We start from the raw sequence: 13,811 nt of genomic DNA, 5'->3' as shown, positions 1-13,811 counted from the left end.
TCTTTTTTTGTATTAAGACTCTGTTGTAACAACATTTCCGTCTGCGTGAGGTGTATCTTCACCTGTATTTTGTTGTTTCTTAGCCTCTTCTTCAGCTTTCTTTTGAGCCTCTTCTTCAGCTTTTTTCTTAGCTTCTTCTTCGGCTTTTTTCTTAGCTTCTTCTTCAGTTTTTTTCTTAGCTTCTTCTTCAGCTTTCTTTTGAGCCTCTTCTTGTTGTTTACGTTGTTGTTCTTGTTGTTTACGCTGTTCTTCAGTAGCCTTTTTCTGAGCTTCTTCTTGTTTTAGTTTATCTTCATTAGCTTTTTTCTGAGCTTCCTCATCAGCTTTTTTCTTAGCTTCTTCTTCGGCTTTCTTTTTGGCTGCCTCTTCCTCAGCTTTCTTAGCGTCTGGAGTTCCACCAGGGGCAGTGAAGGATGCACCAACTGCAGGACTTGTTCCAGTACCTTTTTTCGCTACTACAGAGAAGCTGTAAGTAACACCAGGCTTAATACCACCAAGAGTAGCTGTTGTACCGCTAACTGATAAGCTACCGCTAGAACCGTCTGTAGCTTTATAAGTTGCCGCATAAGCATCAACTGCTGTTGGGCCAGACCAGTTTAGTGTAACTGTACTAGCGCCATCGAAAGCGACATTAAGGCCACTAGGTGGATCTACTTTAATTTCTTTAATTGCATCTTTTTTCGCACCTTTTACGTATAACTCGCCGTTTATTTCTTGTACAGAAGAAGGGCGTTCGAAACGAGATTTATCTGTAGCGAATTTGCTCATCATTACTTGGAACATTTGTTGCGCAATTTTAGTATAACGATCGCTAATGTAATTTTCTGGACCATTCTTTTCGTAACCAGTCCACACAGCCATCGTATATTGTGGTGTATATCCAGCGAACCAGCTATCTCTGTTAGCATCAGCTGGGATGCCATATTTTTTTACATCTCTTGCATCAAAGTTTTGTGTTCCTGTTTTACCAGCAACGTCAAAGCCAGAAACATATGCTGTTGGCCCTGTACCGCCGGAACCAGGTTTTACTACGTCACGAAGAACGTCAGTAACCATGTAAGCTGTATGGTCGTGCATTGCACGTTGTTCTTTCGGTTTAAAGCTTTTCTTTTTTCCGTCTGGGAAAATAACTTCTTTAACGAAATGAGGTTTATTGTATACACCGTCATTTCCAAATGCTGCATAAGCCCCAGCGACATCTAACGGAGAGCTTTCATTACTACCGATTGCAGTAGATTCATGTGCTATCCCATCTTTAAACGTCATGCCTAAACCTTCAGCAAACTCTTTTGCCTTAGGAATACCGACTGCTTGAGCTGTTTTTAAAGCCGGGATGTTTAATGACTTCTTCAATGCTTCACGAAGTGAAACGTCACCTTTAAAATTACCGGTAGCATTTTTAATCTTTGTGCCATCAGAGTAAGTATATTCAGAGTCATTTAATTGATGATAAGTAGACCATTGAAGGTTTTCAATTGCAGGACCATAATCGAAAATTGGTTTCATTGTTGAACCAACTTGGCGTTTTAAATCAACAGCCATATTATGACCTTTGAAAGTAGACTTACTTTCTTTACGCCCAGCACCAATTGCTCGAACTTCTCCAGACTGTGTATCCATAAATACAAATGATCCTTGGAACTGATCGTTTGGATACTTAATGAGATTGCCATCCATAATTTGTTCAGCGTACTCTTGAGCACCTTGATCAAGGGTTGTATGAATCGTTAAACCATCTGAACCGATATTTACATCAGGGTATTCTTTTTCAACTTCTTTTACGACAGCATCTAAAAATGCTTGAAACTTCATTTCAGTTAGTTCTGATTTTTTTAGACCCTCAGTTACAGGGATCTTTATTGCGTTATTCATTTCTTCTTTTGTTATATAGCCGTGTCGATTCATTAATGTTAATACAATATTACGACGATTTGTTGCTCGTTCAACATTTTCTGGTTTTGTTGGATCATAAATGTTAGGACCTTGAGGTAAGCCAGCGAGCATCGCAGCTTCATGTAATTGTAAGTCCTTTAAATCTTTTTGATAATATTTTTGAGCCGCTGTTGCAATACCGTAAGAGCGATTACCTAGATTAATCTTATTTAAGTACATTTCTAAAATCTCATGTTTAGAGTATTGTTGCTCTAATTTGTAAGATAAGTACCATTCTTGCACTTTTCGTTTTGCGGTTTTTTCCATCGTTAGAAAATAGTTTTTAACTACTTGTTGTGTAATCGTACTACCACCTTGGGAACCGAAACCACCAGTGACATTTTCCATAACTGCTTTTGTAGTTCGTTTAAAATCAATTCCATTATGGTCATAGAAACGTGAATCCTCAGTTGCAAGGAATGCATTTTCAACTACTTTTGGAATTTGATCATAAGTAACATGGGTTCGTTTTTCCGCACCGTATTCATAGAAAAACTTCCCATCCTTATCAAGAAACTTTGTTGATAAAGGATTGACAAGTTTTGATTTGTCTAATTTTGGAGCGTCCTTTACCATAACAAAGAAAGCGGAAACGCCAGCTACGAGACCAACGATACCAAGAAGTAGACAACCTATAAGGAACTTCTTAAAAAAGGAGCCTTTTTTCTTTGGTTTTTTTTCTTTATTTGTTTCTTCCGTTTGATTTTTCGCGTGATTTCGTTCTGTACGAGAACGATAATTATCTGACATTATACTTTCTCCTACCTTTCATTCTCTCCCTCAAAAGTCGAAAAAAGAGCCTTAGTGATGACTCTATCACGAAAAATAAACCGTGTCTAGTACACGGATATAATCAATCCGAGGGTGATAACCGCATGATAACAATGATCCATGCGCTTCTATTTCTTCTTTAGTAATTGACTTACGCCCACCATTATTTTGACGGTTCCAAAATGCAATAATATGTTTCGCATCGAGTAAATAAAATTCATCAAAAAGTGTAAATTTAATAATAACAAATGCAACTCCATTATGAGCAATTACTTGCTTCATATGTTCAATTTGATGAAGGTGGAAGTTTTGAAGTGGGAAACTAGTTTTGTTTTTTGTTTCCTTCGCTTCAAAATCGATGTATTTCCCTTTGTATACACCGTTGTAATCCGTTGTAGAAGGTTGTTTAAAATACGCTTCTTTTACCACTGCAGCACTTCGAGCGGGGTAATCTACTTTTACAATTTGAAGAGGTGTAGGTTTTTTATGTACACATGCAATATTATGGGTTAAGTAATATTGATTTGTTTCATTCAATTCCTCTTCAAGGGACATACCTCTATTACTATAAGTATGTTTTTTTATTGGTGTTTTAGGAGGTAGTGAAGCTTGATTGTACCTTTTTCCATTTGGGTAACGAATGGTCATAGTGTGTCCACTCCCAACTTGTTAAGAATTACTTACAAAGGTGATTATATCAAAAAATGAAAAAAGATGTGACCTTTTTGAAGAAAGGCATGATGACTTATTTATGTTTACATGGAATGATTACGAAAAAATAAAACAATATCGTAAAAATATGGTTTGTACAAAAGAAGAAAAAGCAATCATTCACACTATTAAAAAGAAAACAGAAATAGCTAATATGGACAACATTTCTCGGACACAATCGTATCAAAAATTTTATGTAAGAAATAGTGAAATCAGGTGGTCTTTTTTAGCGAGTATGGTTTCGAGAAATGCAGGCTGGAATATGACTGATTTAGAAGGAAGATATTATGCTACTGTTTTGCCTCGATTAGTAAAAAAACATTTGTTTCTCATATATGAACAGGCTAATTGGATTATTTTCTTAGATGCATTTCCTCAGTTACTACTATATGAAGAAAGCAAGAGGAGACGTATACCTCTCTTTCATTTGTTGCAATTTTTCAACGTATCACTTTTCATGGAAAAAGAATGGACATTTTTCTGGGAGAAAAAAGATATGAATAGGCTTATGACAGCGCTTATTATAAATGAGCAAAATAAAATTCAAAAACCAGTTATTGAGAATAGCTACTTTAAAAAACATGTATTTCATACGGCGCTTTTTAAAGTTCAAGACATGTTGCATATTAGTGCAGTTATTTTTCCAACCATTGAAGGGGGGATGTATGGGTTTTCAGTTTATCAATTTGAAACGTTGCAAAAGCGTATAGAGCTTGGGAAAAAATTAGCGTGGTTATTGTTTCATCCGACTTATAAACGTTTATTTTATAATTTTGCACTGCAAACTAAACATACTGGCTCTAGAGAAGATTATGAATATTACTTAAGGGGAACTAGAAAATCCTATACACCTGCACTAAGAGATGTGTATTCTCTTGTTGCACATGAGGAAATAACAATGAGGGATTGGTTTTGTGAAGATTCGAAAATGAATGCATTGTTTTTATTTGAAGAACCGAAGGATGAAGTTAATATAAAGGAATGGTATAGAAGAAAGAGGGAGCAGATCTATGCTGTTTCTATCGTGAATCGTTTTGTTAAAAGAATAGACGAGTTCATGATATAATAAAAAAGAAGTCCCATCTTTATAAATGAAGATGGGACTTCTTAATGTGAAGAAATCCTGCTAAGTGTGTTAAGATTTTAATCTCAAAACTGAATGAAAGTAGAAGATTAAGGGGGATTTAGAAATTAGTAGTTTGGAAAAGCCCCATTAATTAAACTTTCACTTTATGTAGCAGGGAAGTTTGGGCCATCAAGCTTTGGATTACCAGTCTCGGGTTTATTTTGTTGTTTGTTTTGTTTTTTCTTTTTTTCGTTTTTGTTCTTTGCCATCTTCATACACCTCCTTTTTGTATTGTTACCATTTCTATAAATGACATTCAAAATGATTTCTTTGACGAATAACAACTAGTTTTGTCATGTGTGCAGGAGTGAAGAATTATCCGGCGAAATTACATGACAAAGGAAAAGCAAAGAAGGGGGCGTTTTGTATATGGCGATGGTTCAGAAAGTAGATGTAATGAAAAAAATGGATCAAATGTTAAGTTCTCTCGATTTGCTGGAAATGAATATAGGAATTAGAATAAATCATGCATTGAAGGATAAGAGCGAAAAAATATGTAATAAGATAGAAATAACAGAAATGCATATTGAGCATATGGAAAATAAATTAGTGCATCACGAAGAAAAAGGGAATTGGGTGAAGACGTTTCAAAACATCGTAGTGAGTGCATAATAAGGTGGGAATGAAATGGAGTATGAAGCATTAATACAGTCTTCAGAAAAACTCATGCAGTATAATAATGAAGCGAATGTAAAAAAAAGAGAAATAATTGAATATGACTTTTATAAGGATATGAAGCCGTTTGTAGACATAGTAGATGAGGAATTAAAGGTGTGGAAAGAATTAGCTTATACGTGGATTAAGGAAGAAAAACCGAAGTATATACATGTACAGCAAATTGATCAAGTGTACGATAATTTACAAACGAATGTGTTACAATGTTTTGTAAATAAAGGAAAAGGTAAACGTTTTTTTGAAACACATCAAGCCATTTCGTATACTTTGCAAAATATAGTTGAGCAATGTAAATAACAAGAGGGGAAACCCTCTTGTTTTTTTTAAGCTTCTGTCATTGTTGTAGGTTTTGTTGCACCGTTTATTTCTAATTCTTTTATTAATGTTCGGTAATCCGATATACATATTTTTCCTTCGAGATAACAATGTCTCGCAAAGTCTAATAATTCATTTACATTCTCTGTGTAATACCCCTTCTTTTGAGAAAACGCTTGTTTTAAATCCCCTAATACCATGTTGATTCCTCCCCCATGAGAATCTTCTTCTTAATTATCATAGCATGGAAGGGTTTTCTTTTTTAATTTTTTAAAAATTTAAACTTCCGACAAAAATAGACAGATACTCCGTCACACAAATTATTTTACAAGTACATATTATATATGTAGAAACTTATGTGAAGGAGGAGAGAATGCATGTTTCAACAATCTAACGTATATCAGCAACCAAATCCATATGCACAGCAAAATATGTACCAATATAATACGGATACATATTTACGGTATAATATGTATCCTTTCGAGCCTCATTATGGAAATCAAAATTATTACCAGCCATTTGAAGTATCGTTTATGAATCAACAGCAACAAGAGCAACCCTATATGAATCAATCGCAACAAGAGCAACCCTATATGAATCAATCGCAACAAGAGCAACAATCCTATATGAATCAGCAGCAAACTTATATGAACTCACAATATTATATGCCACCATCACCATCTCCCTATGGAAATCAACAAGCGATGTTTTATCCGCCAAAACAACCGTATCCGACGATGAATAAACAAAAGCAACAACAGCAACCAAGTCAGTTTTCGAGCTTTGTTTCCCAATTTAAAAATTCAGATGGTAACTATGATGTGAATAAAATGATGAATACAGCTGGACAAATGATGAATGCGATGAATCAAGTGACGGGGATTGTTAAGCAGGTTGGAGGGTTCTTTGGTAAGTGATGATGGATTGTTGTCCATAATGAAATAGCATGAATGAAGTGTAGCACTAGACAAATTTCCATGAAACAAATGGGTATATATAACAAACGGCTTCACCTCTTTTCTCATATTGTAAAGTGTAATCAGATTTTCTTAACGAGAGAGGAGAGAAAAAACTATGCATCATTGTCATCCTTGTTTTGGAGGGCATAAGCCTGTAGGACCTATTTGTACGACTGCTCCTGTCATTCATCCGACGAAACAGTGTGTAACACATTCTTTTTCAACAACGGTGGTGCCACACATTTTCCCAACGCATACGACACACGTACACCATCAACAAATTAAAAACCAAAACTTCTTCCCGCAAACAAACTCAAATGTAAATGTTGTAGATCCAATCGATCCAGGATTTGGCGGTGGATGTGGACCATGTGGTCATGGTCACCATCACCACGGTCATCAAATATCTCCATTTGGACCAGGGCCGAATGTATCTCCATTTGGACCAGGACCGAATGTATCCCCGTTTGGACCAGGACCGAATGTAGGACCAAATGTTGGACCAAACGTTGGTGGAATATTTAAAAAGTAAATGATATGTTAGAACTAGCAAAATGCTAGTTCTTTTTTTTTAATTGGAGTGTTGATATGAAAGTTGTTGCTGTAACAGGATATAAGCCATTTGAACTTGGAATATTTAAAAAGGATCATCCAGGAGTAGACTGCATAAAAAAAGCGCTGCATCGTAAATTAACTGCTTTTGTAGAAGATGGTTTGGAGTGGGTTATTATAAGCGGCCAGCTAGGTGTAGAATTGTGGGCTGCTGAAGTTGTTTTTGAAATTCAAGTAGAATATCCAGATTTAAAATTAGCGGTATTTACTCCTTTTTTAGAACAAGAAGAAAATTGGAAAGAAGATAACCGTGAATATTACGAATTTATTCTTTCACAAGCAGATCACATTGATAGTATTACGAAACGGAAGTACGAAAGCCCAGAGCAATTTAAATTAAAGAATCAATTTTTTATTGAAAAAAGTGATGCTCTTTTAGCTGTATATGATGAAGAAAAGCCTGGGAGTCCTAAATATATTGTAGAAGTAGCTAAGAAAAAAGGAGAAATAGAAAATTATCACAGTTATTTCATTCTTTTTTCTGATTTACAAGATATAATAGAAGAGGAACAGTGGAATAATGCAGAGTAATATGTAATATTGTACTCGTATATATGATTGACAAAAGGCATTGTTTCTGAAAAAATTTAGTTAATGAAAGTTTTGGCAAAAATTTGAGGTGAAGAAAATGATTTCGGATAAAATTAAATTAACGGCGAAAGATATTTTGGAAAAAGAATTTAAAACAGGTATGAGAGGTTATCAACAAGAAGAAGTAGACAAGTTTCTTGATATGATTATTAAAGACTATGAAGCTTTCCACAAAGAATTTGATCAATTGAAGCAACAAAATGTTCGTTTAAAACGAGAATTAGAAGAACAAAAACTAGCTGCAACACAAGCTCCACAACAACCTGTACAAACACCAGTTGCACAACCGGTATATAACAACACGAATACGGATATTTTAAAACGTTTATCCAACTTAGAAAAAGCTGTATTTGGAAGTAAGTTATACGAATAAAATAAGGTGGAAACAAGGTTGAGGCATTGTACATAGAAAAAAACATTGCAAAATCTTTTTGTTTCCACTATACTAATGGATGTCATAACGTTTGGGCAATCGCTGCAACGCCAACGTTGTAGAGGAAAGTCCATGCTCGCACGGCCTGAGATGGCTGTAGTGTTCGTGCCTAGCCAATTCATAAGCTAGGGTATTCTGGCTGTAAGGCTGGTTTAACGGCAGGGAAAAAACCTAAGTCCTTTCGGATATGGTTTGACTACCTTTAAAGTGCCACAGTGACGAAGTCCTTGAAGAAATGATAGGAGTGGAACGAGGTAAACCCCACGAGCGAGAAACCCAAATAATGGTAGGGGAATCTTTTCCAAGGAAATGAACGACGGAAAAGGACAGGTTTTCATAACCTGTAGATAGATGATTGCTACCGGAGTACGAGGCGTGGGCCGTTTGCAGTACAAAGGAACAGAACATGGCTTACAGAACGTTATGAACCAACTATGAAATAACTCAGCTCTCCTTTGTTAGAGGAGGGCTTTTTATTTGTATGAAGTTATAAATTATGAGTTACAATGGTTAATGAGAAAAATTTTCGTAAAATGTAATGATTAATAGGACAAATTGCTATTAATTATTGTTTGAATATACATAAGAGGTGAATGCAAATGGGAAAAGTTACTTTAATTGCAACAGCGGCAATGGGTATTGAAGCGTTAGTTGCCCGAGAAGTTCGCGATCTTGGTTATGAATGTCAAGTAGAAAACAGCAAAGTAACATTTGAAGCAGATGAAAAGGCGATTTGTCGCACGAATTTATGGTTACGTACTGCGGACCGTGTGAAAATTAAAGTTGGTGAATTTAAAGCAACAACATTTGATGAGCTATTTGAAAAAACGAAAGCATTAAACTGGGGAGATTATATTCCAGAGAACGGAGAATTCCCTGTTATCGGTAAATCTCTAAAATCTGAGTTATTCAGTGTTTCGGATTGCCAACGTATCGTTAAAAAAGCTGTCGTTGAAAAATTAAAAACAACATATAAACGTACAACTTGGTTTGAAGAAGATGGTCCGTTATTCCGTATTGAGATTGCAATGTTGAAAGACATTGCAACATTAACAATCGATGCGAGTGGTGTTGGACTTCATAAACGTGGGTACCGCATGGATCAAGGGGAAGCTCCTTTAAAAGAAACATTAGCTGCGTCTCTAATTAAGTTAACGAACTGGAAGCCAGATCGTCCTTTCGTGGATCCTTTCTGTGGATCTGGAACAATTCCGATTGAAGCTGCATTAATTGGACAAAATATCGCACCAGGATTTAACCGAGGCTTTGCATCGGATGAATGGGGCTGGGTTGGTAAACAAAATTGGCGCGAAGCTCGTCAAGAAGCTGAAGATTTAGCAAATTATAATCAACCATTACAAATCATTGGATCTGATATTGACCATCGTATGATTCGAGTTGCACAAGAAAACGCAGAAGAAGTAGGTTTAGGTGATTTAATCACATTTAAGCAAATGCAAGTAAAAGATTTCACAACAAAAGAGGATTATGGCTACGTCGTAACGAATCCTCCATACGGAGAACGTTTAAGTGAAAAAGCACTCGTTGAACAACTGTATAAAGAAATGGGACAAGTATTTCGCCCATTAGATACGTGGTCAGCGTATGTATTAACAAGTTACGAAGCATTTGAGAAGTGTTATGGAAAAGATGCATCGAAGAAACGTAAACTATTTAACGGATTTATCCGTACAGATTACTACCAATACTTCGGAAAACGTCCACCGCGTAATTCATAGTATAAAACTCCTCTAGCACGCATATACTGGCTATTATGTAATGCGTAAAGGAGGCAGTGATATGGATAGTTTTCAATTATCGATGATTCAAAAAGCTATTCACCGTACGTATGATGAGCTCGGAAAAGAAGTGGATAGTCAAGGCGTAATTGTAGATGAAATACAAAAAGCGCAAGAAGAATATTTATCAGCTCTTTCACATGAAACAGCGATTGATAAACGGTATTTAAAGTCATTAATATAGAAGAAAATTTTCCTTTTTCGAAAGGAAAATTTTTTTTCGTGTATTTCTAAGTATTGCAACAGGGGAAAGTGGCTGCACACATATGAGTAGCAGTTACTATATCGTTTTATAGAAAAACTTTTTGGTTGGAGGCTAAGGATGTTTACTGAGAAGAGATTACCATTTGAAGTAGGAAAACAAGATAATTTTTATGATAAGTTGAATGAGTGGATTGGAGATGTATTTTACGACATCCTTCCGGAAAAAGGCTTTGAAGAGCGTGATGAACAAATCTTTATGGCGTTTCAATTAGAGCGTGCTTTCCAAGAGAAAAAAGTTATGTTCGCAGAAGCGGGTGTAGGAACAGGGAAAACAATTGTATACCTTTTATATGCAATTTGTTATGCGCGTTATACAGGAAAACCTGCTATTATCGCTTGTGCAGATGAAACATTAATTGAGCAGCTTGTGAAAGAAGAAGGGGACATTGCTAAGTTATCAGAAGCATTAGGACTATCTGTTGACGTAAGACTTGCGAAATCGATGGATAACTATTTATGTTTACGTAAACTTGAAGATGTTATGAGTGGACGAGCTCCAGAAGTAATTGAAGACGTATATTATGAATTACCACAGTTTGTATTTGATCATGGTACGATGCAAAACTTTACTCACTATGGTGACAGAAAAGAATTTCCACTTTTAAATGATGAGGAATGGTCAAAAGTAAACTGGGATTACTTCCAAGATTGCTTCACTTGTGATTCACGTCATCGTTGTGGACAAACTCTTTCTCGTGAACATTATCGTAAAGCGGCAGATTTAATCATTTGTTCTCAAGATTTTTATATGGATCATATTTGGACGTACGATGCTCGTAAACGTGAAGGACAAATTCCGTTATTACCTGAAAGTAGCTGCGTTGTATTCGATGAAGGACATCTTGTAGAATATGCAGCTCAAAAAGCTTTAACGTACCGTTTAAAGCAAACGATGATGGAGCAGCTTTTAACAAGATTGTTACAGAACGATATTCGTGAAGAGTTTGCACATTTAGTAGAAGAAACAATTTGGCAAACAGAGCGATTCTTTGATGTGTTACAAGAGAATAAAAAGGAAATTGAAGGTTCTGATCGTTTAGAAATTACTGTGACAGAAAAAGTAACCGCAGAAGCGAAAAGACTTTATGCAAAAATCGGTGAAGTCGGTGATGCACTAGTATTTGAGAGTGAAATGCATACAGTAAACACATACGATTTAAATATCGTTGATGAACATTTAGATGTGTTAGAACATTCACTTCGTCTTTTCATGCATGAGAAAAATGTAATTACGTGGGGTGAAGAAGGTGATGGTGCCTTCACGTTAGTTATTATGCCGCGTGCAGTTGAAGAAGTGTTACAAGAAAAAGTATTCTCGAAGAAAATTCCATACATTTTCTCTTCTGCGACATTATCGGACAACGATTCGTTCGCATTTACTGCAAATAGCTTAGGGGTAAAAGATTACTTATCATTCTCAGTTGCCTCACCGTTTAATTATGAAGAGCAAATGGCAGTAAACTTACTATCGCATACGAAAGAAAATGAATGGGAAAGAAAGTGTCAATATACACTTGAAAATATACAGAAAACGAATGGACGTACGCTTGTATTATTCCGTACAACGCAAGAACTTGCAGCGTTCAAAGAATATGTAAGTAAAGAGCAAATGTCAGTTCCGTTCTTATATGAAGGGGATCAAGAAATTAGTCAGCTCGTTTCTCGTTTCCAAAATGAAGAAGAGACTGTACTTTGTGCCGTTCATTTATGGGAAGGTTTAGATATTCCGGGTTCATCATTATCACATGTAATAATTTGGTCATTACCATTCCCTCCAAACGATCCTGTGTTTGAAGCGAAACGTAAGCACGTAAATAATCCATTCTGGGATGTAGATGTGCCATATATGATTTTACGCCTTCGTCAAGGGATTGGACGTTTAATTCGTACGAGCGACGATAAAGGTGCTATATCAATCTTCCTATCAGATACGGAAGATGAAAAAGTGATAGAAGCAGTGAAAAAAGTACTTCCGGTAGAAGGTAAAGAATTATAAGGAAAAGCTTGGTGCTTGCCAAGCTTTTTTTCTATTATAAAAGGAATTTATGTTTTCGTGTCGAAATAAGTTTGAGGTAGAAAAAGGAGGTCTTTTATACGATGACAGTTGCTACATATGAAGTAGAAAAACAATTTTTAACATATGTGAAGAAGATAGAAAATTACGGAGAAGCATTAAGCTTAATGTTTTGGGATTTAAGAACAGGTGCACCAAAAAAAGGTGTGGATCAGCGTTCAGAAGTCATAGGGATGCTTTCGTCAGAAGTGTTTGCTATGTCGACTTCAGATGAGATGGGGAACTACTTAACTGAGCTTGAAGCTTTAATATCTGAAGATAAACTTTCTGAAACGACGAAGAAAATGGTTGAAGAGTGTCGTAAAGAATATGATAGAAATAAGAAAATTCCACAAGCTGAATACGAAGCGTATGTGAAATTAGAAGCGAAAGCGGAAAGTGTGTGGGAAGAAGCACGGGAAAAATCTGATTTCGAAATGTTCCGTCCGTACTTAGAAAAAATTGTTGAATTCAAAAAGAAATTTATTACATATTGGGGTTACGAAACATATAAATATAATACATTATTAGACATGTATGAGCCTGGTATTACAGTAGAAGTGTTAGATCACGTATTTGGTCAACTTCGTGAGCGTATCGTGCCGCTTGTAAAAGAAATCTCAGAGTCTAAAAAGGGATTAAAAACAAGTGCTTTATCGGAACACTTTTCGAAAGAAAAACAAAAGAACTTTACATTAGAGTTATTAAAGCAATTGAATTATGACTTTGAAGCAGGGCGTCTTGATGAAACGGTACATCCTTTCGAAATTACATTAAATAGAGGGGATGTTCGTATTACAACACGCTATGATGAGAAAGATTTCCGTATGGCTGTGTTTGGAACAATTCATGAATGTGGTCATGCTGTATATGAACAAAATATTGCAGAAAAGTTTGAGGGTACACCGCTATGTAGTGGAACATCTATGGGTATTCATGAATCGCAATCATTATTCTTTGAAAACTTTATCGGTCGTAATAAATCATTCTGGAAGAAAAATTATGATTTATTAAAAGAGTATAGTGACGGTCAATTTAACGATATATCAGTCGATGAGTTTTATGATGCGATTAACGAATCGAAGCCTTCATTCATTCGTATAGAAGCAGATGAGCTTACATATCCGCTTCATGTTATGGTTCGTTATGAGCTTGAGAAAGAATTATTTGATGGTACACTACAAGTGAAGGACTTACCAGCGGCTTGGAATGATAAGATGGAAGCATATTTAGGAATTCGTCCAGAAAATGATGCACAAGGTGTATTACAAGATGTTCACTGGGCTGGTGGCTCATTTGGATACTTCCCATCTTATGCGCTTGGTTACATGTATGCAGCGCAATTTCAGCAAAGAATGCTAAAAGATATTCCAAACTTTGATGCATTATTAGAAGAAGGTAACGTGACGCCAATTCGTGAGTGGTTAACAGAAAACATTCATCAATATGGCAAAACGAAAAAGCCACTTGAAATTTTAGAAGATGTAACAGGTGAAGGGCTAAATGCAAACTACTTAGCTGATTATTTAGAAGCGAAGTATAGAGAGATTTACGAGTTATAAAAAAGAGC

The 13,811-nt window shown here is 35.8% G+C and carries 14 protein-coding genes and 1 other RNA gene; 12 read left to right on the top strand and 3 right to left on the bottom strand.

Features of this window, described 5'->3' with window-relative positions; all coding sequences use genetic code 11:
- Positions 1-12: 12 nt before the first annotated feature.
- Together A6J74_RS09050 and recU are read right to left on the bottom strand one after the other, a co-directional pair.
- On the bottom strand, positions 13-2,682 hold the full coding sequence (locus A6J74_RS09050) for a PBP1A family penicillin-binding protein (protein ID WP_001283075.1): 2,670 nt from the start codon (positions 2,680-2,682) through the stop codon (positions 13-15).
- A gap of 66 nt (positions 2,683-2,748) precedes the next feature.
- Positions 2,749-3,351 (bottom strand): Holliday junction resolvase RecU, encoded by a 603-nt coding sequence (recU, locus tag A6J74_RS09045; RefSeq protein WP_000155587.1) that lies wholly within the window; start codon positions 3,349-3,351, stop codon positions 2,749-2,751.
- A 103-nt stretch (positions 3,352-3,454) separates the two neighbouring features.
- On the opposite strand from recU, the gene A6J74_RS09040 reads away from it, so the two are divergent.
- The 3 genes from A6J74_RS09040 (at position 3,455) to A6J74_RS09025 (ending at position 5,512) form a co-directional block, all read left to right on the top strand.
- Complete coding sequence (locus tag A6J74_RS09040) at positions 3,455-4,480, top strand: DUF2515 domain-containing protein (RefSeq protein WP_000495634.1); 1,026 nt, start codon at positions 3,455-3,457, stop codon at positions 4,478-4,480.
- 429 nt (positions 4,481-4,909) lie between these two features.
- Positions 4,910-5,152, top strand: a complete 243-nt coding sequence (locus A6J74_RS09030; protein ID WP_001252045.1) for a hypothetical protein — start codon at positions 4,910-4,912, stop codon at positions 5,150-5,152.
- Between the two features lie 15 nt (positions 5,153-5,167).
- Complete coding sequence (locus A6J74_RS09025) at positions 5,168-5,512, top strand: YppE family protein (RefSeq protein ID WP_000455491.1); 345 nt, start codon at positions 5,168-5,170, stop codon at positions 5,510-5,512.
- A 26-nt stretch (positions 5,513-5,538) separates the two neighbouring features.
- Here the strand turns inward: A6J74_RS09025 and A6J74_RS09020 are convergent, their stop codons facing one another.
- On the bottom strand, positions 5,539-5,730 hold the full coding sequence (locus A6J74_RS09020; RefSeq protein ID WP_000242658.1) for a YppF family protein: 192 nt from the start codon (positions 5,728-5,730) through the stop codon (positions 5,539-5,541).
- A gap of 177 nt (positions 5,731-5,907) precedes the next feature.
- Between A6J74_RS09020 and A6J74_RS09015 the strand changes: the two genes are divergently transcribed.
- The 9 genes from A6J74_RS09015 to ypwA all read left to right on the top strand — a co-directional run bounded on the left by A6J74_RS09015 (position 5,908) and on the right by ypwA (position 13,803).
- On the top strand, positions 5,908-6,447 hold the full coding sequence (locus tag A6J74_RS09015; RefSeq protein ID WP_000487691.1) for a YppG family protein: 540 nt from the start codon (positions 5,908-5,910) through the stop codon (positions 6,445-6,447).
- 157 nt (positions 6,448-6,604) lie between these two features.
- Positions 6,605-7,021, top strand: a complete 417-nt coding sequence (locus tag A6J74_RS09010) for a spore coat protein (RefSeq protein ID WP_000546285.1) — start codon at positions 6,605-6,607, stop codon at positions 7,019-7,021.
- Between the two features lie 56 nt (positions 7,022-7,077).
- Entirely contained in the window at positions 7,078-7,632 is a 555-nt protein-coding gene (locus tag A6J74_RS09005) for an SLOG family protein (protein ID WP_000869384.1), read from the top strand.
- A gap of 97 nt (positions 7,633-7,729) precedes the next feature.
- A complete protein-coding gene (gpsB, locus tag A6J74_RS09000) occupies positions 7,730-8,065 on the top strand; it encodes a cell division regulator GpsB (protein WP_000622427.1) in 336 nt (111 codons plus the stop codon).
- A gap of 87 nt (positions 8,066-8,152) precedes the next feature.
- Positions 8,153-8,544, top strand: an RNA gene (rnpB, locus tag A6J74_RS08995) — RNase P RNA component class B.
- A gap of 180 nt (positions 8,545-8,724) precedes the next feature.
- Positions 8,725-9,864 carry a THUMP domain-containing class I SAM-dependent RNA methyltransferase gene (locus tag A6J74_RS08990; RefSeq protein ID WP_000521231.1) on the top strand — a complete coding sequence of 380 codons (1,140 nt, stop codon included), beginning with the start codon at positions 8,725-8,727 and terminating at the stop codon, positions 9,862-9,864.
- A gap of 61 nt (positions 9,865-9,925) precedes the next feature.
- Positions 9,926-10,108: a DUF3921 domain-containing protein gene (locus A6J74_RS08985; RefSeq protein ID WP_000376898.1), complete on the top strand. Its 183-nt coding sequence runs from the start codon at positions 9,926-9,928 to the stop codon at positions 10,106-10,108.
- A 138-nt stretch (positions 10,109-10,246) separates the two neighbouring features.
- Entirely contained in the window at positions 10,247-12,184 is a 1,938-nt protein-coding gene (locus A6J74_RS08980; RefSeq protein WP_000493722.1) for an ATP-dependent DNA helicase, read from the top strand.
- Positions 12,185-12,285: 101 nt separating this feature from the next.
- Positions 12,286-13,803, top strand: coding sequence for a carboxypeptidase (gene ypwA / locus A6J74_RS08975; RefSeq protein WP_000215061.1), 1,518 nt, complete (start codon positions 12,286-12,288; stop codon positions 13,801-13,803).
- The last annotated feature ends 8 nt before the right edge of the window (positions 13,804-13,811 follow it).

Source organism: Bacillus sp. FDAARGOS_235, assembly GCF_002073415.2.
Taxonomy (GTDB): Bacteria; Bacillota; Bacilli; order Bacillales; family Bacillaceae_G; genus Bacillus_A; species Bacillus_A toyonensis.
The sequence above is the reverse complement of the archived record's forward strand: the minus strand, read 5'-3'. Positions and strand labels throughout refer to the sequence as shown.

Excerpts from the sequence above, each read along its gene's own strand:
- A6J74_RS09050 (WP_001283075.1), bottom strand. The coding sequence starts at position 2,682 with ATGTCAGATAATTATCGTTCTCGTACAGAACGAAATCACGCGAAAAAT.
- recU (WP_000155587.1), bottom strand. The coding sequence starts at position 3,351 with ATGACCATTCGTTACCCAAATGGAAAAAGGTACAATCAAGCTTCACTA.
- A6J74_RS09040 (WP_000495634.1), top strand. The coding sequence starts at position 3,455 with ATGTTTACATGGAATGATTACGAAAAAATAAAACAATATCGTAAAAAT.
- A6J74_RS09030 (WP_001252045.1), top strand. The coding sequence starts at position 4,910 with ATGGCGATGGTTCAGAAAGTAGATGTAATGAAAAAAATGGATCAAATG.
- A6J74_RS09025 (WP_000455491.1), top strand. The coding sequence starts at position 5,168 with ATGGAGTATGAAGCATTAATACAGTCTTCAGAAAAACTCATGCAGTAT.
- A6J74_RS09020 (WP_000242658.1), bottom strand. The coding sequence starts at position 5,730 with ATGGTATTAGGGGATTTAAAACAAGCGTTTTCTCAAAAGAAGGGGTAT.
- A6J74_RS09015 (WP_000487691.1), top strand. The coding sequence starts at position 5,908 with ATGTTTCAACAATCTAACGTATATCAGCAACCAAATCCATATGCACAG.
- A6J74_RS09010 (WP_000546285.1), top strand. The coding sequence starts at position 6,605 with ATGCATCATTGTCATCCTTGTTTTGGAGGGCATAAGCCTGTAGGACCT.
- A6J74_RS09005 (WP_000869384.1), top strand. The coding sequence starts at position 7,078 with ATGAAAGTTGTTGCTGTAACAGGATATAAGCCATTTGAACTTGGAATA.
- gpsB (WP_000622427.1), top strand. The coding sequence starts at position 7,730 with ATGATTTCGGATAAAATTAAATTAACGGCGAAAGATATTTTGGAAAAA.
- A6J74_RS08990 (WP_000521231.1), top strand. The coding sequence starts at position 8,725 with ATGGGAAAAGTTACTTTAATTGCAACAGCGGCAATGGGTATTGAAGCG.
- A6J74_RS08985 (WP_000376898.1), top strand. The coding sequence starts at position 9,926 with ATGGATAGTTTTCAATTATCGATGATTCAAAAAGCTATTCACCGTACG.
- A6J74_RS08980 (WP_000493722.1), top strand. The coding sequence starts at position 10,247 with ATGTTTACTGAGAAGAGATTACCATTTGAAGTAGGAAAACAAGATAAT.
- ypwA (WP_000215061.1), top strand. The coding sequence starts at position 12,286 with ATGACAGTTGCTACATATGAAGTAGAAAAACAATTTTTAACATATGTG.